Below are 21,915 nucleotides of genomic sequence, written 5' to 3' on the forward strand. Positions count from 1 at the left end.
CCTCGGTTCTTCCGGCGGCCCATTTTTTTGTTCCCGCTCGACCCGAATTCTGACCTTCGCATGGGATCGCCCGTCTGAAAAAACAGGAAAAGAGGGTGAAAGGAAACCGGTCGCAGATCGGTCCTCCCGTCGCCGCTGGCGCTCAACCGCGGCCTACGCATCCCGGCCACTCGTCCTTCGCAAGGCTGTTAGCCCCGCTTATCCTTCGCGGCAGGGCCGCTCGCCCGCAGTTGCGCTGGTCGGACCGCTTTGCGGTCCGGGAGGTGTCTTCAGGAAAAAATGAGGACAGGAAGGACCGGCAGAGGGCCGCGTCCGCATCCCCGAAAAGGAACACTCCCATGCAACTCATGAAGGTCGATCCGCGTGCGCTGAAGGACAATCCCGACAATACGCGCCAGTCGAAGTCGACGCCCCAGGCCGACGCGCTGCTGCTTGCGACCATTAAGGCGGTCGGCGTGATCCAGCCGCCCGTGATTTTTGCGGAAACTGGCGGCAACGGCTATGTCATCGAAGCCGGTCACCGACGCACCCGCATGGCCATCGCCGCCGGCATCGAGGAAATCGATGTCATCGTCGTCGAGGCGGCCAACGACAACGGCGCCATGCGCTCGATGATCGAAAACATCGCGCGCGAACCGCTCAACCCAGTCGACCAATGGCGCGGCATCGAGCGCCTCGTTGCTCTCGGCTGGACCGAGGAGGCGATCGCGATTGCGCTGGCATTGCCGGTCAGACAGATCCGCAAGCTTCGACTGCTCGCCAACGTCCTGCCGGCGATGCTCGACCACATGGCCAAGGGCGACATGCCGAACGAGCAGCAGCTTCGCACGATTTCCGCGGCGTCGCTCGACGAGCAAAAGGAAGTCTGGAAGGCCCACAAGCCGAAGAAGGGTGACACAGCATCATGGTGGGCGATCGCCAACGGCCTCACCAAGACCCGCATGTTCGCGCGCGATGCGAGTTTCGGCGACGATCTTCGCCAGGCCTACGGCATCGAGTGGGCGGAAGACCTGTTCGGACCAGCCGACGAGGATAACCGCTACACCACCAACGTCGAAGCATTCCTCGGTGCGCAGCAAGAATGGATGAGTAGCAATCTTCCCAAGAAGGGTTCCATCGTCGAGGTCAACAATTGGGGCCAGCCGCAATTGCCGCCGAAGGCGGAGCGTGTCTACGGCAAGTCCGGCAAGGGCGATTGCACCGCCATGTTTCTCGATCGTGAGGGCAAGGTGCAGTCTGCCCATTTTCGGATGCCGGAAGCCAGACAAGCGAAAGGCAAGGGCGATCCGACCGCGCCCGGCGTCGAGGACGGAAACGAGGCCATCGACGTTTCAGCCAAGACCCGGCCGGACGTGACCCGAAACGGCATCGACATGATCGGCGATTTCCGCACCGACGCGCTGCACGAGGCGCTGGCACGGGCTCCGATCGAGGACGATACGCTCATGGCAATGCTGGTGCTCGCGTTTGCCGGGCAGAACGTCTCGGTCGACTCCGGCTCCGAAGTCTCCGGGCATCTCTATGGGTCCAGGCGGTTCGTCCGGCACGTCGTCCGGCTGATCGGTGAAAGCGGCAAGCTGGAGTTCGACATGGATACGCTTCGCGTCGTGGCTAGGTTGACCCTGATAGACGCGCTGTCGGCCCGCACCAATCGTTCGGATAGCGGCGTCGTTGTCCGGGTCGCCGGCGATGCCATCGGTGCCGACGCTTATCTTCCGAACATGGGTACGGAGGAGTTCCTCACGTGCCTCTCTCGCCCGGCATTGGAAGCGTCCTGCGGCGGCACGAGTGTCGTTCCCTGCCCGCGCGTCCGGGACACCCGCGCTGCCCTTGTCGAGCACTTCAAGGAAGAGCGCTTCGTGCATCAGTCTGCCCTCTTCGCGCCCGATGACGCGAAGCTGGCCGAGTGGCTTGCCAAGAACAGGGAACATGGTGGCGAGGACGGCGAAGCCCCCGCCGACGGGCCGGTCGGCGGCAGCGAGGACGACGGCAACGCGGCGGACGCCGAGCACGAAGAGTTGGACGAAGCCGACGCTGACGCCAGCGCCAATGGCCTCGAGACCGCTTACGGGATCGCCGCCGAGTAGCAATCTCCTCACTTCATTTCGACCAATACGGCCGCCGGCCATCGCCGGCGGCGGCTTTGTTTCCACACTCAAAACAGGAGAACGAAGATGTCTGCGTCCTTGGAATCGACCCGGAAACCTACCGGGCGCATGCGCTACATTCCGGCGAGCGCGCCTGGCCGGAAACCAATTGCTATGTCGATCTCTGGATCGAGGTTCTGGCAACATCAGGCGTTGCGCCGGAGGCGATGCTGGGCTTTACCCTGACGCAGGATTTCGAGGGCGACCAGTTCACTTTCTTCAAAGTGCCGCTCGAGGATCTCGAAGCGCTCTACGGCATTCGTGCGACCGAGCTTGCCATCTACGACCGTGTCGAACGCCATGTCGAGGTTCAGATCGCGCGGGCTCGTCTCTGCCTGATCGAAATGGATTCCTTCTACATGCCGGATACGCGCGGCACTGCTTACCGGCAGGAGCACGGCAAGACGACGGTTGCGATCAACCGGCTGGACGTTGCGGCCAAGCGCGTCGATTATTTCCACAATGCCGGTTATTTCCGGCTCGAAGGCGAGGATTTCGACGGGCTGTTCCAGCTGCTGATGGAAAACGACCCGCCGTTCCTGCCCTACACGGAATTTGCGCGGTTCCCGGAAAGGCCGGCAGACGAAGCGCATCTGCGCGCGACCGCATGGCAGCTTGCCGGCTTTCACTTCGCCCGGCGTCCCCGCGAAAACCCGATCCGCGCCTTTGCAAGCGTCTTTCCGCAACAGGTCGAATCGCTGGCGGAACGGCCGTTCGGCTTCTTCCACAAATACGCCTTCAACACGCTTCGCCAGGTGGGCGCCAATTTCGAGTTGGCGGCCGATTACCTCGCCTGGCTTTCCCCTGGTGAATTCGCCGCTGCCGCCGAGCATGCCAGGCGTATTTCGGAGGTGGCGAAATCGGTGCAGTTCCAGCTTGCTCGCGCCGTCACCCGCAGGAAGTTCGAGCCGTTGCAGGCAGCACTTGATCCGGCCGCCGATGCATGGGATTCCATGATGGCGTCGCTTGCGGGGCGAATCTGAGGCCGGAGATCTGACCATGCGGGGGGCGTTTGGCAAGCATCGGTGCCGAGGAAAGTCTACTTTCCGAAGGCTGGAACCTGATCCTGACGGAGCCGGGCGCGTGCGCCGTGCGATGACGCAGACAGCGCGGCGGCGTGAGCCTGGCCAGGGGGGCGCGTTTTTGGTGCGAGCTGATGTGCTGGAGGAGGAATGCGGGCTGTCGGTCGCAAGGGGTTCTCTCCCCGGGGTTTCGGAGTCATAGCCCGGCTCCCGCCGGTCTGCCCTTCGTTTTCGCTGCGGTCTGAACCGGCGGCCGGTCGTTTCAAGGCCGCTGGCGCGCCGCGGAGCGGCCGGTGCAGCCTTCCTCGCAAAACGGGTTCGCGCCCTTCGCAGGGCTTTACCCCGCTTGTCCGCAAACCCGTTTCGCTCTTCCAGCCGTCCCGGACCTGTGAAAGCGCCCGTCCTCAGCCGGTTCCTGTCGACCGCATCGAAGGGCAGACCGGCAGGGGCCGGAGCCGCTTCGGTGGAAACCACGAAAGGAAGATCCCATGGCCAAGCCCGTAACGACTCGATCCGCAGCCCGCGTCGTGCCACTCCGCAAGGGCGCCACCCTCGAAATGGTCAGGTTCACTTGCCCGGACACCGCGCAGGCAATGCTGATCGCCGAGAGTTTCGGGACCGCGGTGGTCGACAGCGATGGCATCCGTGAACTCCACGAGCGCCTGATAATCGAAACCGCCGACAGCCTCTCGAACGGCCTCGGCGAGAAGGCGATGCAGATCCATCTCCAGCGCATCGTCGGAGCCTATGTCGGCTCGGCGCACGGAGCCGGCCAGTTCTACAGCCGGGCAGTCTCCGAGGCGCGAGACGCCACCGCCAAGTCGGCAAACGATGCCCGTGACGAGGATCTCGATGGCCCGGTCGGCTACGACAGCGCCGCCCAGCGAAAACGCGAGTTCGCGGCCGACATGGGCATTCAGTCCCACGCGCTGCGGATGGCCGCTGAGGGTGCCGTCGCAGCCTACGGCCAAGTCATCGGCGAAGCCTGGAAGCCTTTCGACCGCCCGGTCGAAAACGCGGGCCACTCGCTCGACCGCAAGGCGGCCGAGGCGCAGCTGGCGGCTCTCGGTTGAGCCGCGTTTGGCGGAGCTTCGGCTCGCCCATTTCCCTCTCTCTTAATTCTCGGGCCGGTTCCTTTGGGACCGGCCTTTTCCGTGTCAGGGGAAGGAAAGGAAGGACAAGGACCCAGCCCGCCACGCCGGCCCCGTCCCGGTCGGCGGTCCTGCAGGAGCCGGCGGTCAGCCGCAACGGCTTTGCCGTCCTCCACTCCGTTCTGGCCGTTCCGGTGCCGCGAGCCGCCTGATCCTCCTGCCTTCGGACCTCCGCGACGGGGTCGCGATGGCGCGGCCTCAAACGAAGGATAAGGACATGAGCAGGAAAGCCGAAGGCGAACGCGCCGACATCTATGCGCGGATCACGGATAGAATCGTAGCCGACCTTGAAAAGGGCGTAAAACTCTGGATGAAGCCATGGCATGCGGCCAACATCAATGGCCGGATTACCCGGCCGCTGCGCCACAACGGTCAGCCCTATTCGGGCATGAACATTCTCTTGTTATGGTCGGAGGGGATGGCGCGCGGCTTCACTTCACCCATGTGGATGACCTTCAAGCAGGCGCTTGAACTGGGGGCGGCGGTGCGAAAGGGCGAGACCGGCTCGACGGTCGTCTTCGCCAGCCGGTTCACCAAGCCCGAGGCGGACGGTAGTGGTGGAGAAGTCGATCGGGAAATCCCATTCTTGAAGGCTTACACAGTGTTCAACATCGAGCAGATCGACGGACTGCCCGAACACTATCATCACCCACCGACCCCGGTGCTCGATGCGATCGAGCACATCGAGCACGCCGATCGCTTTTTCCGCAACACGGGCGCTGTCATTCGGCATGGTGGCGCGCAGGCCTATTATTCGCCGGTCACGGACCACATCCAGATGCCGCCGTTCGAGACATTCCGAGACGCGGCGTCCTACGTGGCCACGCTCAGTCACGAAAGTTGCCATTGGACTGCGCGCCCCGATCGCGTCGATCGCGATCTTAGCCGCTATACGAAGGACAAGACCGAGCGGGCTCGCGAAGAGCTGATTGCGGAGCTCGGGAGTTGCTTCCTATGCGCCGATCTCGGGATCGCACCGGAGCTGGAGCCCCGGCCGGACCATGCGTCGTACCTCCGCTCGTGGCTGAAGGTTCTATCCGACGACAAGCGGGCCATCTTCCAAGCCGCGGCGCATGCCCAGCGTGCCGTCAGCTTCCTGCACGGTCTCCAGCCCATTCAGGCCGACGAGAGAGCGGCCGCGTAGGAGACGTCAAGGTCGGTCGTTGTCACCCGCAACGGCCGACAGCTCTTTCGGCGCTCTCTCCGCGAGCGCGTGCTCATCGGGCGTGAGGTCCAGCCTCCCCCAGATCGATGGTTTCCGATCGTTGGCTTTCAGCTTTCGGGACTGCTTGATTTCGACGGTAAACGGCTTTGTCTGCTGACGCATAGATCCTCCAGGCGACGAATCGCGGCCCGACAATATTGCGTGATGAGAGGAGACAACTGCCCGGGCGGCCGAGTTTGTCGCATCGGAAGCCGACGCTATGCTTTAGAGACTGGGGAACGGCTTTGCGGCCGGGCTGTTCTGCCGGGGCAACGCACGGCGAGGGCCATGACCAAGTTCCCTCCACCGCTGTCATAGGCCACGCCCTCCGCGGGCTCGATGAGGCATGTCTGATCGGAGACCGGCTTCGCCTCGATCGTTCTCCCGCAACGGCCGTCCGCAACTTTCTTCCCCAGCGAACTGCGTTCGCATTCCTCGCGCGACAACAAAGTTTCTCCCGACCGCCCTCCATTTCATTACGGCCTTCCAGGTGCGGTCCGATCGTCCCCGATCCTTACGACAGCCATCGAGGCCGCGAAGGGCGCGGCTCGAAACAACCGAAAGGAACAGACAATGGCTACCATCGGCACTTTCACCGCAAACGAAAACGGCTTCACCGGCTCGATCCGCACCCTCGCACTCAACGTCAAGGCCCGCATCGCCCGCGTCGACAGCCCCTCCGACAAGGGCCCGCACTTCCGCATCTACGCCGGCAATGTCGAGCTGGGTGCGGCTTGGCAGAAGCGCTCCGGCGAGAGCGACCGCGATTATCTCTCGGTCAAGCTGGACGACCCGAGCTTCCCCGCCCCGATCTACGCAACGCTCTCCGAGGTCGATGGCGAGGACGGCTACCAGTTGATCTGGTCCCGCCCCAATCGGGATTGAGATCCCAACAAGGCCCCGCCACCGAGGCGGGGCCAACTGGCCGCTTTGAGAAAGCCGGCAACGGACATCGAGCCCGCTCCCGACTTTTAGGGTGCCATACGGAGAGGTGGGGGTCTGCTCATATCGGGCCTATCGTGCCGTGGAGCCGGGACAGCCTCAAGGACGAGCGGTTCCCCCCCCAAAATGCCGGCGCATTTCGGCTCCCCCACTCACCGCCGCTGGCGGTCGCATGCGCGATCCTTGACCCTGACCCACCGCCACGCCGGAGGGCGTCATCTTTCTCAAACATCAAGGAGATGACGATGATCGAACAACAAATCGAAGAACTGCGCGCCGAGCTGAACGCTTGCATCGAGCCCGCCGAGCGTCGCGAGATCGAAGCCGAGCTCGAAATCGCCCAGGCCGAGCTGATCATGATGCTTGGCGAACAGGATGGTTCCATCGACGCCGAGCCGCCCTTCTGAGGGCGGCATACCACCAGCACTGGGGGACCGCCGGCATCCAGGATCCCGAGAGGGGCGATCCGCTGCGACTCTCCTTTCGATCTACCGTCATCGACATCGGGGATGTTGCATCCCGTCCGTCGCCCGCAACCAGCCGGCGCCAGAATTTTCCCCGCCGTATTGCGGCTCCTCGCGTGCTAAATTCTTGGCGCCGGCAGGTCCTTCACTCTCGTTTCGTCCTTTCAGGTGCGTCCCTCCTTGTCCGCCATGCGGCCTATCCCCGCGATATCCGCATTTCGAAAGGAGAAAATACCGTGCAACAGCTCGCTCAGTTCCTCACCGCCACCGGCCGTCGGCTCCGCACCCTCGGCAAGGTGATCTGTCACTACTTCCGCAAGGGGAAACTCGGCCTGAAACTGGCCATCAAGATTCCGTTCTTCGTCGAGATCGAGGCGTCGTTCGAGACCGACTGGAACCGGCGCGAATAACACGCCGTGGGCCGCTTCAGCGGCCCCTCCTCTACCAGCTGGAACGCGGAACACAATCATCGTCAGCTCGGCGAATATCGGCAGGTTGTTTTTGGGCGATAGCCGCGACCACGTTTTTGCTTCAACAGCTCAAGGAACAAGCGAACCGCTTCCTCCTCCCGTTCGAACACATGCTGTTTTTCCTGTCCACGCTTGCCGATCCGTCCCCATCGCCGAGTCAGGCAGGCCTCTCCGAACATCGTCTGCTCAATCTCCATGGCATAATACCGCGCCATGTTCTTGGCTGGATCCGTTCGTTCGACATAGAGCTGGTATGGTTGCGAAATCATGCCGGCATGATCGTCACACGGCGCCGCTACGTCCAACGACATATGTGAATCCCACAGATGCGACCGATTCATTTTCGTGAAGAATGGGGCTTGGGCGAGGCGCCGATGGCGCACGGCTCTGGTCGCACCGCGACCGGAGCCCGCACGCGGCCTCCGCGCCGCCGGGTTACGATCCTCTCGCAGCAAGAAGCATGCCTCTGCGAAATCTCATTGTCCGGAGACAGCCGGAGCCTCCCGTCGCCATCGGAGATGGCAAGCGGTCGCGTCCCTTCAGGACGCGGTTCTATCTCTCTCTGACGTCCCATTTTGCACCCGCCGTTCCGGCGTCAAGGACATCGCGGCCCCTCCAATTTTCCCAACGCCGCAAGCGGCACAGAGAAAATCGGTTCCTCCGCTCGCCGCAGGGCGGCCGCGTTCCGCGGTCCCTGACCCCTCACGGACTACGGTGCCGACACCTTTCGTCAGAAAACGAAAAGGAGACTCTGATGACAAAGCATCAATTGGCTCGTGTGGTGGAAGGAGATCAGAAGCGGCCGGATCAACAGCCGGATTGGCTTGAACGACTGCGCCGAAATTTTGATGCGGAAGTGCATCTTCCCGCCGATATCTCGCGGGAGTTTCTGTCTGCAGCGCTGCTTTGGGCAGTCGACAACAAGGTCGATTTCGCTTTGTTCCACGAGGCCAGCGAGATCATCATTGCGCACTTCGGCGGTGATGAGATCTACCTCCCGTCGCGGTGGTCCGACAAACGATGGCACATCGGCCTTGAGGACAAAGAGCCTTTCGATCCGAGCGACTGAGGTCGAGACCAGAGGCGGCTTTTCGCCTCTGGTCTTTGCCTATTCACATGAGCCCTTCCAGCCGGATCGACCGAGCCGAGCGGCTATGAAAGGGGGGCTCTGCCGCCCCTCTCAATCTCACCCCATGAAGGAAGGGCAATGCCCCTCCTTCAAACTTCCTCCCATGGAGAAAGGGGACGGTTCCCTCCTCCCTTTCCCCAAGCCCCTATCCCTCTCCCGTGCAGGGAAGGTGATGATGGCTGTCACCCGCCCTGGCACCAGCCGTGTCGGGCACCATCCCATGATCGGGCAAGCCCTTCCTTGATCAAGACATCGCCCAGCGAATTGCCTGCACGAAATACGGTTCGCAGTTTGCGTCCATATTTGTCTTCGTCACGGAACCCGGCCGCTAGCGAGAATTTTCCAGCGTTGAGCAGCGTCAGCAGGCGGGATTTTGCCGCCTCACCCTTTATCCGTTCCGCCTCGCAGCGGGGCGGGCTGAGTTCGGGCGTATCGATATCGGCGATGCGGATTTTCTGGCCCTCGAACCAGAAGGTGTCGCCGTCGACGACGCAGTTTGCTCGATGGCTTCCGTCGCAGATCGAAAATGCGGCCGACAATGAATCCGTCGTCGGTGTCTTGGCCAAAGTGGCGAAACCGGGGAGAGCGTCGGCGCCGCCATAGGCAAGCCAACCTCCAAAAGCAATGATCACGGTGCATAGAACTGCCGTCGAGCGTTTACGCCATCTGTTCCGGCGAGATCTCAGCAATCCTCCACCCGCGCGCTGCCGATCGCGGCCGCCTCCGGCCTTCGGCGGCTTTCTGAACGGAACCACATTTGATTTCGCCACTTTCCGATCCCCTCGTTTCGCCTCAGCCTATGTCGGACCCGGTTTCATCTGCGTTTACGGAGGAGCTTGGCTCCGGGCTGCGGTGTGGCCTGCAAAATGGTGCGCGACGGGCGGGGGCAGTCGATCCCGCCTCCCCTTCGGGCCACTATGTTGAGGCTCCTGCGGCTGCCCTGTTTCCCACCCATCGCACGACGAGAATTCCCGAAATCCCGCCCGCCGGGCGTCGCTATGCTGATTTCTCCGATACTCTTCATTTTTCTGGATCAGCCTTGCTCGGTTGCACCGCGCGCCGGCTTGGATCATGCAGGCTTTGGCGTATCCCCGACCATGTGAAACCTGTTTGTGCCGACGCATGCTTTCATGTCGTTACGACGGAACCAGATGGCTCGTCCGCATCGGAGTGGGGCGTTTCCTGCGGTGAAGACGATCTGTTCGTCGGCGCGCATGCGCAAAACTTCATGCGGCTGGATGAGCGGTCTGGCGGCAAGCTGTTTCGAGCGCGTGCGCGATGAACCCTTCGACTGGACACTGCGACTGACCTGATCGCTCTCGACAGTCGTCATGCCGCAGCGTCGCGAGATGTAGTCGGCCGTTTCCGGATCGTTGATGGCAGCAAACGAGATCCAGCTCGCACTCTCAAACCATTTGCTCGCCGCGTCGCGGCCGCCATAGGTTTCTCGCATCTGGCCGATCGACTGGTAGATCATTGTCAGCGTGATGCCGTATTTTCGGCCGGCGTCACGAGCCGTTTCGAGAATCCGCATGTAGCCCAGGCGTGCCACCTCGTCCAAAAGGAACAGCGCCCTGCCCTTCAAGGCGCCATCACGATTGTAGATCGCGTTCAGGAAGGACCCGATGATGACGCGGGCAAGACCGGAATGGGTCTCCAAGGTCTTGAGGTCTATGTTGATGAAGACGTCCGTATTGCCGGCCGCGATGTCGTTGGTCGCGAACTTCTTTCCAGACACGAGTGCTGCGTAGTTCGGATAGGAAAGCCAGTGTGTTTCCTTGACCGCGTTGGCGTAGACGCCGGAGAAAGTTTCCGGCGTCATGTTGACGAAGGCTGCGACGTTTTCCTTCACAAAATCCGAGCCCGAATTGTCGTAGATGTCTTGCAGTCGTTTGCGCAATGTCGGCTCCGGCTCCGAGAGGTTCATGCGCACCTGCCGAAGCGTCTGGTCGTGCTCGTCCGTGCGGCCGGACAGGCAGACATCGGCGATCAGCGCCGTCAGCAGTTGCAGCGCCGATGCGCGAAAGAAGTCGTCACGGACACCACGCACGCCTCCGCCGTCGCTCATGATCCATGAGGCGACCGAGGCAATATCCTCTTCCTTCGTCCCGCCGAAACGACCAACCCAGTCCAGCACGTTAAAACCGATGTCAGGCTTCCTTGGATCGAGGACGAATACATCCCTTCCGGCTCCGCCGCGATGCACGGAGACCATCGGTGCGACCTCGTTCGAAGGATCGAGCACGATCAGCGTGCCGCCCCATTTCAGTGCCGTCGGGATCGTCACCGACGTCGTCTTGAAGCCACCGGAACCGGCAAAGACGATCCCGTGCGACGAGCCGAACGAGCCATCGAAGCACAGCAACGGCGACTTGCCGCCGGCGCCCCACGTCTCAGCGCTGTCGGCGCGAAACGCTTGGCTCCCGACACTGTCCTTGTCGACCCGATAGCGCTCGCCGATGACGATACCACCGGCATCGGGAAACAGCTTTGCTGCCTCCGTCAGTTTCATCCAATCCGCTTCGCCATGGAGCGCCCGCTTGCCCTGAATGCGTTTTGGCTCGGCCCTTGCGAATGCCGCATTGCCGATGAGCGCGACGCGAAGCGCGAAGCAGGCACATAAGAGCGCCGCACTCGCGCCGATCGACGTCGCCGGATCGAGAAAGGCCCAGACCGTCTTGTCGGCGGGTACTGTCATGAAAGCGGAAAGGCGCATTGTTTCGCGAATGGCTGCGATCAAGATCGTCCCACTGCATCCCGCGACGACGCCCCAACCTGCCTGCTTGATATTGATCGAACCCGCGCTCGAAAACAGCAACAGAATTCCGATCGCCGCACTGGCCACATAGGGCAATGCGATGCCCGCCCGCCCCCATGCCAGTCGCGCGGCCTCGGTCTTGCCAAAACCGGAAAGCCACTGCTCTACCCCTGTCATCCCGATGACGACCAGGATCATCAACGTCCCTGGCATGACGACGAGCGCAATCCTATTGATCGTCATTGCCGAAGGCCTCCACGCCGATTGCCGTGAGCCTGGACCGCTCGGTATCGTCACTCTTGATGCGGCGCGCTGCATCGACCAGCGCGCCCAGCAACAGCGCTCGCTTCTCGTAGCGCAGACCGGCCTTGACGATCAGTCCGCCGAGCTCGATCTTTTCCCGCGTGTCCTTCTTGCGGGCGTCGGATGTCATCGTCCTCGCCATGCGTTCAAGCCTCGCCAGCGCTGCCCGCGCCCGCGCCAGACGTGACCGGCGCGGTTTGCTGCGAGACGACGGCTGCCCCTCCCCTTTCTTTTCCGGCCGTAGCGCCCTGCCCTCCGCGAAATCGCTTGGTCAGTTGCTCAAACGCTGCCTGAAGCTCCGCCTCGTCGATCTCGATCTCGCCAAGGCCCGCCTTGAGCGCGATCCGTCCGATGCGTTCCGCTTCCCGGGTCTCGGCGATCTTGAGCTGTTCCTGCAGCTTGGCGATTTCGTCGCGAAGTTTCGCGGATGGCTTCTTCATGTCCGTCTGTCTCCCTGGGTGCGAAAGCTTGTCTTTCGAACCCAGTTTTTCGGACCGGAGTGCGGAACGCACTACTGTGAATCCTACAATCGCCAAGGGCGATGCTTTCGGGAATGATCCCGGCCGTTCCGAAGGAGCGGCTTCCAAGGGCGCAATTATACGTCGCTGGCGCGACGTGTTGCTGAGAGAGCCTCGTGGGGCGGCAGCTCCCGACGAACCTTTTGATTTCATTCGCAACCGGGAGAGAACTCCGCCGTGGCCGTCCCTCACTTCTCCGTCAGCGTCGTCGCCCGTGGCTCCGGCCGCAGTGCCGTGCTGTCGGCGGCCTACCGGCACTGCGCTAAGATGGAGTTCGAGCGGGAAGCCCGGACGATCGACTACACGCGAAAGCAGGGGCTCCTGCATGAGGAGTTCGTGATCCCTGCCGACGCGCCTGAATGGGTGTGCAGCATGACTGCCGATCGCTCGGTCGCCGGCGCATCCGAGTCCTTCTGGAACAAGGTGGAGGGCTTCGAGAAGCGATCCGACGCGCAGCTCGCCAAGGACGTCACCATAGCTCTGCCGCTCGAGCTGACGGCCGTGCAGAACATCGCGCTCATGCACGACTTTGTGGCGGGCCACATCACTGCGCAGGGCATGGTCGCGGACTGGGTCTATCACGACGCCCCCGGCAATCCTCACGTCCACCTCATGACCACATTGCGCCCGCTGACCGAAGACGGTTTCGGTTCGAAGAAGGTCGCGGTGCTCGGCCCGGATGGCAAGCCAATCCGAAATGACGCCGGTAAAATCGTCTATCAGCTGTGGGCCGGTAGCACTGAGGATTTCAACGCGTTTCGCGACGGTTGGTTTGCCTGCCAGAACAAACATCTGGCGCTTGCCGGCCTCGATATCCGCATCGATGGCCGTTCCTTCGAAAAGCAGGGTATTGACCTCGAGCCAACCATTCACCTCGGCGTCGGCGCCAAAGCCATCGAGCGCAAGGCCGAGCAATCCGACCACAAGTCGGAGACCTCGACTCCCAAACTCGAACGCATCGAGCTTCAGGAGGAGCGCCGCAGTGAGAATGCTCGACGCATCCGGCGTCGTCCCGAGATCGTGCTTGAGCTGATCACGCGGGAGAAGAGCGTCTTTGACGAGCGCGATGTAGCGAAGGTCCTGTACCGGTACATCGACGATGCCCGGCTTTTCCAAAGCCTGATGGTGAGGATACTGCAGAGGCCGGAAGCGCTCCGGCTCGAACGCGAGCGGATTAATCTTGCGACCGGGGTCCGGGAGGCGGCGAAATACACCACGCGCGAGATGATCCGGCTCGAAGCCGAGATGGCCAACCGTGCGATCTGGCTCTCCGGCCGCGCCTCCCGTGGGGTCCGTGAGACGGTGCTGCAAGCGACATTTGCGCGCCATTCCCGTCTGTCGGATGAGCAGCGAACGGCGATCGAGCATGTCGCCGGGGCCGCGCGGATCGCCGCTGTCATCGGCCGCGCCGGCGCCGGCAAGACGACGATGATGAAGGCTGCGCGCGAGGCATGGGAAGCGGCCGGCTATCGTGTCGTCGGCGGCGCCTTGGCGGGCAAAGCCGCCGAGGGATTGGAGAAGGAAGCCGGCATTGTTTCCCGCACGGTGTCGTCGTGGGAGCTTCGCTGGAACCAGGGTCGCAACCAGCTCGACGACAAGACTGTTTTCGTACTCGACGAGGCGGGCATGGTGTCGTCACGGCAGATGGCGCTGTTGGTCGAAACTGCGACCAAGGCCGGCGCCAAGCTCGTCCTTGTCGGCGATCCGGAACAACTGCAGCCGATCGAAGCGGGCGCCGCCTTCCGTGCGATCGTCGATCGCATCGGCTATGCCGAACTCGAGACTATCTACCGCCAGCGCCAGCAATGGATGCGCGACGCCTCGCTCGATCTGGCGCGTGGCAAGGTCCGCAAGGCTGTCGATGCCTACACCGCCCATGGTCGAATGATTGGTTTGAGACTGAAGGACGAGGCCGTCGAAAGCCTGATCGCAGCTTGGGACCGGGACTACGACCCTTCGAAGACCAGCCTGATCCTCGCACACCTTCGCCGCGACGTCCGAAAGCTCAATGATATGGCCCGCGCCAAGCTGGTCGAGCGTGGCGTCGTCGCACACGGATTTGCGTTCAAGACAGAGGACGGAACCCGCATGTTTGCGACCGGCGATCAGATTGTGTTCCTCAAGAACGAGGGCAGCCTTGGCGTCAAGAACGGCATGCTCGCAAAGGTGCTTGAAGCCGTAGCTGGCCGGATCGTTGCGGAGATTGGTGACGGCGAGCACCGCCGTCAGGTTACGATCGAGCAGCGCTTCTACAACAATCTCGATCACGGCTATGCGACGACGATCCACAAGAGCCAAGGCGCGACCGTCGACCGGGTGAAGGTACTTGCTTCCCTGTCGTTGGACCGGCATCTGACCTATGTGGCTATGACTCGCCATCGTGAGGATCTCGCCGTCTATTACGGCAGTCGCTCCTTCGCGAAATCCGGCGGCCTCATCCCGATCTTGTCGCGCCGAAACGCCAAGGAGACGACCCTCGATTACGAGAAGGCGTCGTTCTACGGCCAAGCGCTGCGCTTCGCGGAAGCGCGGGGCCTTCATCTTGTCAACGTCGCCCGCACGATCGCACACGATCGCCTCCAATGGGCCGTCCGGCAAAGCTCGAGGCTCGCCGACCTCGGCGCCCGTCTAGCCGCCATCGGTGCGGCACTTGGACTGGTCCGCGACAGCAACAAACACTCCATCCCGGACACAATCAAGGAGGCCAAGCCCATGGTATCAGGCATCACCACCTTCCCGAAATCGCTCGACCAGGCTGTCGAAGACAAGCTCGCCGCCGATCCCGGGCTCAAGAAGCAATGGGAGGACGTCTCGACCCGCTTCCAGCTCGTCTACGCGAAGCCGGAAGCTGCCTTCAAGGCGATCAATGTCGATACGATGTTGAAGGACCAGTCGGTCGCGCAGTCCACCCTGGCAAAGATTGCCGGCGAGCCGGAGAGCTTTGGCGCGCTCAAGGGCAAGACCGGTCTTCTCGCGAGCCGTGTCGACAAGCAGGACCGGGAAAAAGCGGTCGCCAATGTGCCGGCGCTCGCCCGAAATCTTGAACGCTACCTTCGTGAGCGGGCCGAGGCCGAATTCAAACACGAGACGGAGGAGCGCGCGGTCCGGCTCAAGGTTTCGGTAGACATCCCGGCGCTCTCCCCATCTGCCAAGCGAACGCTCGAACGCGTGCGCGATGCGATCGATCGCAACGATCTTCCGTCCGGCCTCGAATACGCGCTCGCCGACAAGATGGTGAAGGCCGAACTCGAAGGTTTTGCCAAGGCGGTTTCCGAGCGTTTCGGGGAAAGGACCTTCCTGCCTTTGGCTGCGAAAGACACTGATGGCAAGACTTTCGAGACCGTCACATCGGGCATGACGGCCGGCCAGAAGGCCGAGGTCCGGTCCGCGTGGAATTCCATGCGGACGGTCCAGCAACTTGGCTCTCATGAACGAACGACGGAAGCGGCCAAGCAGGCTGAGACGATGCGTCAGACGAAGAGCCAGGGGCTTTCGCTGAAATGACCGCGGGAGCTGGAACGCGGCGGGCGATGACCGCGGAACAACGACGAGCGGCTGGAATCATTTTTATGGCCGCATTGGTGGTCATACTGGCGATCGGCACCGGCCTCGCCGGCGGCTACCGCATCAATCTGACGCCGAGCGAGCCACTCGGCGTATGGCGTATCGTTCCGCTCCATCGCCCCGTTACTGTCAATGATCTGGTGTTCATCTGCCCACCGGCTACCGCGGAAATGCGGGAGGCACGAGCGCGTGGCTATTTTCGTTCTGGTTCCTGCCCGGGCGGCGTCGCACCGTTGATCAAGACAGTGATCGCCGTAGGAGGACAAAATGTCGAAATCAGCGTCAGCGTGAGCGTGGATGGGTGGAGGGTTTCCTCTTCCAGTCTCGCACTACGAGATGGAAAAGGCCGGCCGTTGACGCCCTCTCCGAGCGGCATCGTACCGCCAGGATATGTCTTCCTGCATTCCGCATTCCCCGGCTCCTATGACTCCCGATATTTTGGTCCGGTGCCAGCTTCCGGCATCCTCGGCCTGGCGCAGGAGGTGTTCACCTATGTGCCGTGATTACCTTCGGCCGTTGCTGCTGATATTCGCTTCGATTGCGGTCGGCGTGGTGGGCTGGAGCGGCTATATGTTGCTCCTTCCTGTCGCGCTGGGGTTTCCGGTTCTTTGGTCGCTCGCGCGAACGAGATCAGTGGCGGCACTTGTCTCCGCCGGATATTTTCTGGCCGCATCACGTGGTTTGCCGCAAGGCGTGGCCGCCTTCTATTCGTCGGATATCTGGCCGGGCTTGTTGCTCTGGCTGTGCGCCTCTTTGAGCTTTGTGGTGGTGCATGCTGTCCTCTGGTCAAAGAACACGCGCGTTCGTCCTTCTCGCTATCTCCTTGCGGCCGTCATCATGGCCATCCCACCATTCGGCATCACGGGCTGGGCACATCCTGTCACGGCGGCGGGTGTTCTGTTCCCGGGATGGGGATGGTGGGGCCTTGGCTTCATGACAGCCGGCCTTGCGGGCCTCGCAACACGCATTTGGCCAGCTGTCGCCACCGCCTTTGCAGGCCTTTGGCTGTGGTCCGCCGCGATCTGGACCGATCCGAAACTACCGGAAGGCTGGCGCGGCGTCGATCTGGAGTTGAGCGCTTCGCTCGGCCGAGAGGCCGGTCTTCAACGCCAGCGTGACATAATCGCAACGGTGCGGAACGCCGCCAGCGACGGTGCCCGCTATGTCGTGCTGCCGGAAAGTGCGCTTGGCTTCTGGACCCCGACCGTGGCGCGGCTTTGGACAGGCGCCCTCAGCGATAGCAATGCCACAGTGATGGCCGGGGCCGCGGTGGTCGATCCCAGGGGCTACAACAATGTTCTGGTCGCGATCGACAGGAAGGGCAGCCGCATCCTCTATCGCGAACGCATGCCGGTTCCCGGCTCGATGTGGCAGCCGTGGCGTTTCTTGTTCGGGGAGAGTGGCGGTGCCAGCGTGGATTTTTTTGCGAACCCGGTCGTCCCGATCGGTGCCGGCCGCGCGGCGCCATTGATCTGCTACGAGCAACTGATCGTTTGGCCGGTGCTTCAGTCCATGCTCCACGATCCCGATCTCGTCGTTGCCGTCGGAAACGGATGGTGGACCGAAGGGACGTCGATCGTTGCCATTCAGCGCGCCGCTGCCACCGCATGGGCAAAGCTCTTCGCAAAACCGCTTGTCATTGCCTTCAACACCTGACTGCCCAGGAGACATCATGCTCGACGCCGCCCTGATAAAAGAATGCGCAGACCCTTCCCTCAAGCCCGCGATCGTGGAGCAGTTCGTGATGGCAGCGGGCTCGGGTGATCCCCTCGCCGTCACTGTTAAATCGGGCGGCCGGTTAATACTCGTTCCGAAAGCCACATCGACTGAGGAGGCGATGGCGATCATGCGCCAATACGCTGGTCAGGCGGTCGTCCGAGTCGGCCTGACCCAGTTTCCTGCTGAGGTTGGAGTCAAGGAGCCCGCCGATTTGAAGCCTGATCTCGTCGATCCTTGCCAGAACCTCCGCAAAGGCACGGCGATGTTCGCCAAGGTCCTGAGGATCGTTGCGAAATGGTATGGCAACCCCACGAGCAAAGATGTCTTCCCGCAGATTTTTGATGATGCAGTCTACGCATGGAAAACCGGCGAGTTCGAGGGCGTGAGTGTGTTTCAGGCGGAGGATCCTGGAATACCCATCGAAGCGCCGCAGCAAAGCGATGAGACTCGTCCCGCCGAGTCAGTGGATGGCGAGGAAGCGACGCCAAAACACGTACAGCCAGAGACGATGCAGGATGTTAGGCATGCGGGGATACGGATCGATCTTTCCCGCATCGGTGGTCAGCAATAGCGTTGAGTTCACCTCGCATTGGCGAGGCATGTTCCGGCCAACCCAAAGTCTAGGCGACTCCAAAGCATGAAATTACTGTGCTTCCAGATGCCTGGTCCGTGGTTGTAATGGCGGCGAGCCAGTAAGAAACCGCATACTGACGGGTTCCAGCTATGGAGTTGCCCGATAAAAAACCCGACAGGATCTGATTTCTGTTCGCTGAGCCATGAACTCGCGTGGTTGCGACCAAACCGCTCATTCGTCCAGCCTCGCAGCCGCAACCGCGTGCGGCATCAGGAATGTGGCAATCTCCGCGATGACGTCTGTCAGATCGCCAGGATTGTGTGCAACGCCTTCAACGAAAGCTCGCCATTGCCGCTGCTTTTGCTGGTCCTTGGCAAAGGCGTCCGTTAGGGCGTCGGGGAGGTCAATGGGGATCGATGTCTCGCGGCGATCAAAGGTAGCGGCTATTGCGCGCGCCAGCCGATCATCGCCGAAGTCGAAAGACCTGCTGAGGATCCAGATGTCGTAGAAATCCTTCATACGGCTGTTTACTCGCCCCAGCATCACCATTGCCTGGAACTTCTCGGCAATGACCGTTTCTCGCGCATAGGCCCGAAGCCGCGGCATCGGAAAATCGAGCATGGAAGGATAATCCAAAACCTCCACCCCAGGCTCAAGCGCATCGCCAAAACCGATGTCGATCGTCAGGTTAATCCGGGCTCCGCTGATCGAAGCGATCACCCGCAGCCTGAGCCCACCATAATCCAATGCCTCGCGAATACGATCCACATGCAGCGTATCAGCGTCGAACGTAACGCCATCGTCGGCCTCTTGCGCCAGAATTTCCCGAAATGTCTCAAGCATCGGGTCCGGACTCGGATCACCGAAACCCAAAAGGTCGAGGTCGCGCGTGCCTCGGTGCGGATTGTCGAACCAACTCATCATCAACATCGCCCCTTTTAGAACGAAGCGACCGGCGTGGGGCGACTGGCTAAGCCGGAACAATAACCGTTCAAGAGCAAAACGCGTCAGGACCAGATCGAAGCTTTGCCCGCTTGCCTTGGCGAGTTGCAATAGGCGGGCGCGCACCGAGGCGCCGACGTTTCTGATTTCTTTAGCCATTGGCGGTCAGCGCCTCGAGATACGGCCGGATCACCGATCCGACGCCACCGCGTTCGGCCTGGTTGGCGATTTCGCCAGGAGTAGCCCTTCGTTGCCGCAGCGCCTCCTGCAGCCCTTCTATCGCTACCGAAAGGCCGATCTTGTTGCGATAGCGAAAGCAATCGGCAATTGTCTTGGCAATTCCAAAGACCCTCACGGGAACGCCTTCAATGACATGGGGTTCGACGCTTTCGTTGAGAAGGCCGTCTGTGAAACGCACGATGCGCATAGCGGGGCCGTCCAGTTTCGGAGCCCAGTCCTTACGGCCTATGGCAAGCCAGATTTGTCCTGGGAGCTGATCTGTCAGGCCGTGGAACGCCAGTGCCGAAACGAGGCAGATAACGCCTTTGGGTGCGCGTTTGGCAACCTCCGCCAGGCTGTGGTTGACGTCGAGCTGCGCATCAGGAAGTTGATAAAGACCGCGGGCAAGCCGGAGCACTTCACCATCTCGTTCCATTCGGCTCATGGTGGCAGCCGTCACACCTGCGTTCCGCAGTTCCACCAAACGTGCTATTCCGCGCTCAGTTAGCACGGTTCGGGCGATCTGGCGTTGCGTGACGGAACCGGGCATTGATATAAAAGCTCGGAAAGTGGATCTATTATCCTAGGATTTGTATCACAGTCCCTGAGGTGGAGAAAGCCCTCGCTCTTGGAATTTCATCCAGCGATTGTTCGGACTGGGACGCGCATACCCTTGCCTTTGAAAACCGGCTCGCCGCCAACTAACCTTTCACGCAGTGGATGATCTAGTCCACTCCAGAGCACTTCGCCGCGCGCGGCCCAGTGCTCCCTCGCTCTCGCGACGTCGATGATCAGATAGTCGTCCGCTCTAACAGTTTCTTCTGCATAGGGGTTCTGGTCAATGATACGAACAAACGCTTGCGACGCTCTGCCGACAGGATCGAACCGACACCGTACGAGAGTTTCAACGAAGCAGATCTTCGTCTGCCAGCGCTCGGGCGGAACTGCGCGACAGTCGGGTTGAGAGGATGCGCTTATCGATGGCATTGTGTACCGCCTTCACAGCGATCTCGCTGACGGCTGCGGCTTCGGCAGCCATACATTCACGAAGAGCGTTGCTAATAATCATTCCTTTTAGAGAGAGTATATACGAGAAGCGAACAGTCTCAATGCCGCCGGCTTGCGAAGACGATTCTCGCTGTCCCAGGCCGGAGGTGTTACAAGGTTATGCACCTGCTTTCGCACCAACCTGGGTCTCACCAATTGGTCGAACTAATTCGACGTGGCTGACATCTAAGGCTTGAGCCAGTTCATAAAGCGTAATTACAGTTGGGTTGCGACGACCTCGCTCCAGGCTACTAAGATATTGCTGACTGAATCCGGAACGCGCCTCGACCTCTTCCTGTGTCAGGCCTTTCTCCCGACGCAGGCGGGCAAAATTCGAGCCGACCAGTTTGCGCATGTCCATGCGCCGAAAGATCGCCGTTTACACACTTTGAGTTTATCAACTAAAGTATGTAAAAGCCTTTCCTATAAATGCCCGCCAATGCGGGGCGGGTAATGGGTTTAGGGTCGATATAAGCATCAGCGCTTTGCCAGCAACCCAGAGATTTCGGACGTAACGGTGCCGGATTTGATGTAGGCGAACCTTCGGGCCACTTGGTGAGAAAATGAAAGTTTGGGAGAAGCGGGTGAACAAAGCGAGCTCATCCGATGCAAATGGTCAAGAAAATGAAAGAGAATCGCGCTTCAGCTCGATGCAACAGCCGGAGCTGGAGGCGTTGGCTGTCTCGGCAATTCTCGAACACCGCCGCCTGATTGCCGCCGACGAAGCTGTCTACGAGGAATGGACTCGCGCGAGCGGCGATCCGTCCGTTTCCGGTGCCGTACTAAAAAGTCTGCAGGATGAGTACGTCGCGCGTCAGAACAAATCTGAGGCCCAGCAGGAGGTGCTGTCGGAAATCATCGATGCGCTTGGTTACATCCCTGAAGTTGCCCCAGATTGCGAAGAGTGACGCTCATACCAGACCGTGGTCTTTGGCGATCGCGACAAGTTGCGGAACGGTCGCTGCGTCGAGCTTTTCGCGCGCTTTATCCAGGTAGTGCTGCACTGTCCTCGGATTGATCCCTGTCAACATTGCCGTTTCCGGAGCGCTTTTGCCCTTTGCCGCCCACATGAGGCACATTGCTTCTCTTGGTGAAAGCAACCGTTTCGGAGCGACAATCGTCGTCGCAGCGATGATCTTCAGGCGGTAATGGATCGCCAGAACCGCCCGGATCGCTTTTTGCGCATCCCGCAGTTTTGAAACGTCAGCCGTCTGCGCTGAGGATGCAAAGGTCAGCATCATCGTTGACCCGAAACTTCCTTCGACGGGAATCGTCACCCCACTCCGAATGCCGTAATCGATCGCCTGGTCCCGAAAACGCCTGAGTTCGGAGGTTCCACGAGCGGGCCAATCGTCGGCCGTCCAGGAAAACATTTCCATGCGACGCTTGGCTTCAGTAACGACCGGGTCGATGCGGGAGTACTGGCCTTCGAGATAAACGCCCTGCCATTCCTCCGGATAGGAGTTGAATGTGCGGATTTCCAACCCCTCGGTCTGCAGATAAGCAAAACGGTCGAAGCCACATGCGTGCGCAAATGTCTTCAAAGCACTTTTGATCATACGTTCATCATGCGCGGCTTCTGTCATATCGATGAGAGAGCGAAGGTCACCGTCCACTAACTTTTCTCCTTTTGCGACGGTGCAAGCCTCCCACTCGTGGCGCCGTTCTGACGCCGCGAGGTACCGGTTGGCACCGTTCGGCTAGCCGGAGCCACATGGGACATTGGACCATACGGCGGTTGC

General features: G+C 61.1%; 23 protein-coding genes and 1 pseudogene. 13 read left to right on the plus strand and 11 right to left on the minus strand.

The features are described from left to right. The first annotated feature begins 338 nt into the window (after positions 1 to 338). From J3O30_RS30205 to J3O30_RS30220, 4 genes are all read left to right on the plus strand, one after another. Entirely contained in the window at positions 339 to 2,087 is a 1,749-nt protein-coding gene (locus tag J3O30_RS30205; protein ID WP_207585650.1) for a ParB N-terminal domain-containing protein, read from the plus strand. Positions 2,088 to 2,143: 56 nt separating this feature from the next. Further along, the gene (locus tag J3O30_RS30210) at positions 2,144 to 3,130 is read left to right on the plus strand and encodes a DUF1839 family protein (protein ID WP_207585651.1); all 987 of its coding nucleotides are present in this window, start codon (positions 2,144 to 2,146) and stop codon (positions 3,128 to 3,130) included. 527 nt (positions 3,131 to 3,657) lie between these two features. Continuing rightward, positions 3,658 to 4,242, plus strand: a complete 585-nt coding sequence (locus J3O30_RS30215) for a hypothetical protein (RefSeq protein ID WP_168575533.1) — start codon at positions 3,658 to 3,660, stop codon at positions 4,240 to 4,242. Between the two features lie 295 nt (positions 4,243 to 4,537). Then, positions 4,538 to 5,464 carry a zincin-like metallopeptidase domain-containing protein gene (locus J3O30_RS30220; RefSeq protein ID WP_207585652.1) on the plus strand — a complete coding sequence of 309 codons (927 nt, stop codon included), beginning with the start codon at positions 4,538 to 4,540 and terminating at the stop codon, positions 5,462 to 5,464. Between the two features lie 6 nt (positions 5,465 to 5,470). Here the strand turns inward: J3O30_RS30220 and J3O30_RS30225 are convergent, their stop codons facing one another. After that, positions 5,471 to 5,647 carry a hypothetical protein gene (locus J3O30_RS30225; RefSeq protein ID WP_184500836.1) on the minus strand — a complete coding sequence of 59 codons (177 nt, stop codon included), beginning with the start codon at positions 5,645 to 5,647 and terminating at the stop codon, positions 5,471 to 5,473. A 450-nt stretch (positions 5,648 to 6,097) separates the two neighbouring features. Between J3O30_RS30225 and J3O30_RS30230 the strand changes: the two genes are divergently transcribed. The 3 genes from J3O30_RS30230 (at position 6,098) to J3O30_RS30240 (ending at position 7,340) form a co-directional block, all read left to right on the plus strand. Continuing rightward, complete coding sequence (locus J3O30_RS30230) at positions 6,098 to 6,409, plus strand: DUF736 domain-containing protein (protein ID WP_018516740.1); 312 nt, start codon at positions 6,098 to 6,100, stop codon at positions 6,407 to 6,409. Positions 6,410 to 6,711: 302 nt separating this feature from the next. Continuing rightward, on the plus strand, positions 6,712 to 6,873 hold the full coding sequence (locus J3O30_RS30235) for a hypothetical protein (RefSeq protein ID WP_018516739.1): 162 nt from the start codon (positions 6,712 to 6,714) through the stop codon (positions 6,871 to 6,873). Between the two features lie 293 nt (positions 6,874 to 7,166). Beyond that, positions 7,167 to 7,340, plus strand: a complete 174-nt coding sequence (locus tag J3O30_RS30240; protein ID WP_018482048.1) for a hypothetical protein — start codon at positions 7,167 to 7,169, stop codon at positions 7,338 to 7,340. Between the two features lie 62 nt (positions 7,341 to 7,402). On the opposite strand, the gene J3O30_RS30245 is transcribed toward J3O30_RS30240, so the two are convergent. After that, positions 7,403 to 7,711, minus strand: a complete 309-nt coding sequence (locus tag J3O30_RS30245) for a WGR domain-containing protein (RefSeq protein WP_018482047.1) — start codon at positions 7,709 to 7,711, stop codon at positions 7,403 to 7,405. A 443-nt stretch (positions 7,712 to 8,154) separates the two neighbouring features. On the opposite strand from J3O30_RS30245, the gene J3O30_RS30250 reads away from it, so the two are divergent. Next, complete coding sequence (locus tag J3O30_RS30250; RefSeq protein ID WP_184500835.1) at positions 8,155 to 8,469, plus strand: hypothetical protein; 315 nt, start codon at positions 8,155 to 8,157, stop codon at positions 8,467 to 8,469. A gap of 242 nt (positions 8,470 to 8,711) precedes the next feature. Here the strand turns inward: J3O30_RS30250 and J3O30_RS30255 are convergent, their stop codons facing one another. From J3O30_RS30255 to traC, 4 genes are all read right to left on the minus strand, one after another. Beyond that, positions 8,712 to 9,161 carry a thermonuclease family protein gene (locus J3O30_RS30255; RefSeq protein WP_184500834.1) on the minus strand — a complete coding sequence of 150 codons (450 nt, stop codon included), beginning with the start codon at positions 9,159 to 9,161 and terminating at the stop codon, positions 8,712 to 8,714. A 437-nt stretch (positions 9,162 to 9,598) separates the two neighbouring features. Further along, positions 9,599 to 11,530, minus strand: coding sequence for a Ti-type conjugative transfer system protein TraG (traG, locus tag J3O30_RS30260; RefSeq protein ID WP_207585653.1), 1,932 nt, complete (start codon positions 11,528 to 11,530; stop codon positions 9,599 to 9,601). Further along, positions 11,517 to 11,732: a type IV conjugative transfer system coupling protein TraD gene (locus J3O30_RS30265; RefSeq protein ID WP_011654561.1), complete on the minus strand. Its 216-nt coding sequence runs from the start codon at positions 11,730 to 11,732 to the stop codon at positions 11,517 to 11,519. The genes traG and J3O30_RS30265 overlap by 14 nt, the downstream gene beginning before the upstream one ends. Positions 11,733 to 11,736: 4 nt before the next feature. After that, positions 11,737 to 12,030, minus strand: coding sequence for a conjugal transfer protein TraC (gene traC, locus J3O30_RS30270; RefSeq protein ID WP_011654562.1), 294 nt, complete (start codon positions 12,028 to 12,030; stop codon positions 11,737 to 11,739). Positions 12,031 to 12,285: 255 nt separating this feature from the next. Between traC and traA the strand changes: the two genes are divergently transcribed. The 4 genes from traA to J3O30_RS30290 all read left to right on the plus strand — a co-directional run bounded on the left by traA (position 12,286) and on the right by J3O30_RS30290 (position 17,962). Next, positions 12,286 to 15,612 carry a Ti-type conjugative transfer relaxase TraA gene (gene traA / locus J3O30_RS30275; protein ID WP_207585654.1) on the plus strand — a complete coding sequence of 1,109 codons (3,327 nt, stop codon included), beginning with the start codon at positions 12,286 to 12,288 and terminating at the stop codon, positions 15,610 to 15,612. A gap of 65 nt (positions 15,613 to 15,677) precedes the next feature. Further along, on the plus strand, positions 15,678 to 16,175 hold the full coding sequence (gene traF / locus J3O30_RS30280; RefSeq protein ID WP_246762898.1) for a conjugative transfer signal peptidase TraF: 498 nt from the start codon (positions 15,678 to 15,680) through the stop codon (positions 16,173 to 16,175). Then, positions 16,165 to 17,328 (plus strand): conjugal transfer protein TraB, encoded by a 1,164-nt coding sequence (locus tag J3O30_RS30285; RefSeq protein ID WP_207585656.1) that lies wholly within the window; start codon positions 16,165 to 16,167, stop codon positions 17,326 to 17,328. The genes traF and J3O30_RS30285 overlap by 11 nt, the downstream gene beginning before the upstream one ends. Positions 17,329 to 17,344: 16 nt before the next feature. After that, the gene (locus J3O30_RS30290) at positions 17,345 to 17,962 is read left to right on the plus strand and encodes a TraH family protein (protein WP_131704616.1); all 618 of its coding nucleotides are present in this window, start codon (positions 17,345 to 17,347) and stop codon (positions 17,960 to 17,962) included. Between the two features lie 234 nt (positions 17,963 to 18,196). Here J3O30_RS30290 and J3O30_RS30295 read toward each other — a convergent pair whose 3' ends face one another. From J3O30_RS30295 to J3O30_RS30305, 4 genes and pseudogenes are all read right to left on the minus strand, one after another. Next, positions 18,197 to 19,066, minus strand: a complete 870-nt coding sequence (locus J3O30_RS30295) for a nucleotidyl transferase AbiEii/AbiGii toxin family protein (protein WP_131704615.1) — start codon at positions 19,064 to 19,066, stop codon at positions 18,197 to 18,199. Further along, positions 19,059 to 19,676: a type IV toxin-antitoxin system AbiEi family antitoxin domain-containing protein gene (locus tag J3O30_RS30300; protein ID WP_131598842.1), complete on the minus strand. Its 618-nt coding sequence runs from the start codon at positions 19,674 to 19,676 to the stop codon at positions 19,059 to 19,061. The genes J3O30_RS30295 and J3O30_RS30300 overlap by 8 nt, the downstream gene beginning before the upstream one ends. An 89-nt stretch (positions 19,677 to 19,765) precedes the next feature. Continuing rightward, a pseudogene (locus J3O30_RS33540) lies at positions 19,766 to 20,195 on the minus strand (hypothetical protein); the annotation flags it as partial. Positions 20,196 to 20,291: 96 nt separating this feature from the next. Next, the gene (locus J3O30_RS30305; protein ID WP_130654290.1) at positions 20,292 to 20,534 is read right to left on the minus strand and encodes a helix-turn-helix transcriptional regulator; all 243 of its coding nucleotides are present in this window, start codon (positions 20,532 to 20,534) and stop codon (positions 20,292 to 20,294) included. A 223-nt stretch (positions 20,535 to 20,757) separates the two neighbouring features. Between J3O30_RS30305 and J3O30_RS30310 the strand changes: the two genes are divergently transcribed. Continuing rightward, positions 20,758 to 21,081 (plus strand): transcriptional repressor TraM, encoded by a 324-nt coding sequence (locus J3O30_RS30310; protein ID WP_131614000.1) that lies wholly within the window; start codon positions 20,758 to 20,760, stop codon positions 21,079 to 21,081. A gap of 3 nt (positions 21,082 to 21,084) precedes the next feature. Here J3O30_RS30310 and J3O30_RS30315 read toward each other — a convergent pair whose 3' ends face one another. Further along, complete coding sequence (locus J3O30_RS30315; protein WP_131614001.1) at positions 21,085 to 21,789, minus strand: autoinducer binding domain-containing protein; 705 nt, start codon at positions 21,787 to 21,789, stop codon at positions 21,085 to 21,087. Positions 21,790 to 21,915 lie beyond the last annotated feature (126 nt).

This window comes from Rhizobium sp. NZLR1 (assembly GCF_017357385.1).
Taxonomy (GTDB): Bacteria; Pseudomonadota; Alphaproteobacteria; order Rhizobiales; family Rhizobiaceae; genus Rhizobium.

Coding starts and splice junctions, on each gene's coding strand:
- J3O30_RS30265 (WP_011654561.1), bottom strand. CDS start 11,732: ATGGCGAGGACGATGACATCCGACGCCCGCAAGAAGGACACGCGGGAA.
- J3O30_RS30305 (WP_130654290.1), bottom strand. CDS start 20,534: ATGGACATGCGCAAACTGGTCGGCTCGAATTTTGCCCGCCTGCGTCGG.
- J3O30_RS30295 (WP_131704615.1), bottom strand. CDS start 19,066: ATGGCTAAAGAAATCAGAAACGTCGGCGCCTCGGTGCGCGCCCGCCTA.
- traG (WP_207585653.1), bottom strand. CDS start 11,530: ATGACGATCAATAGGATTGCGCTCGTCGTCATGCCAGGGACGTTGATG.
- J3O30_RS30300 (WP_131598842.1), bottom strand. CDS start 19,676: ATGCCCGGTTCCGTCACGCAACGCCAGATCGCCCGAACCGTGCTAACT.
- J3O30_RS30215 (WP_168575533.1), top strand. CDS start 3,658: ATGGCCAAGCCCGTAACGACTCGATCCGCAGCCCGCGTCGTGCCACTC.
- J3O30_RS30245 (WP_018482047.1), bottom strand. CDS start 7,711: ATGTCGTTGGACGTAGCGGCGCCGTGTGACGATCATGCCGGCATGATT.
- J3O30_RS30230 (WP_018516740.1), top strand. CDS start 6,098: ATGGCTACCATCGGCACTTTCACCGCAAACGAAAACGGCTTCACCGGC.
- traF (WP_246762898.1), top strand. CDS start 15,678: ATGGCCGCATTGGTGGTCATACTGGCGATCGGCACCGGCCTCGCCGGC.
- J3O30_RS30225 (WP_184500836.1), bottom strand. CDS start 5,647: ATGCGTCAGCAGACAAAGCCGTTTACCGTCGAAATCAAGCAGTCCCGA.
- J3O30_RS30250 (WP_184500835.1), top strand. CDS start 8,155: ATGACAAAGCATCAATTGGCTCGTGTGGTGGAAGGAGATCAGAAGCGG.
- J3O30_RS30205 (WP_207585650.1), top strand. CDS start 339: ATGCAACTCATGAAGGTCGATCCGCGTGCGCTGAAGGACAATCCCGAC.
- J3O30_RS30235 (WP_018516739.1), top strand. CDS start 6,712: ATGATCGAACAACAAATCGAAGAACTGCGCGCCGAGCTGAACGCTTGC.
- J3O30_RS30220 (WP_207585652.1), top strand. CDS start 4,538: ATGAGCAGGAAAGCCGAAGGCGAACGCGCCGACATCTATGCGCGGATC.
- J3O30_RS30290 (WP_131704616.1), top strand. CDS start 17,345: ATGCTCGACGCCGCCCTGATAAAAGAATGCGCAGACCCTTCCCTCAAG.
- traC (WP_011654562.1), bottom strand. CDS start 12,030: ATGAAGAAGCCATCCGCGAAACTTCGCGACGAAATCGCCAAGCTGCAG.
- J3O30_RS30285 (WP_207585656.1), top strand. CDS start 16,165: ATGTGCCGTGATTACCTTCGGCCGTTGCTGCTGATATTCGCTTCGATT.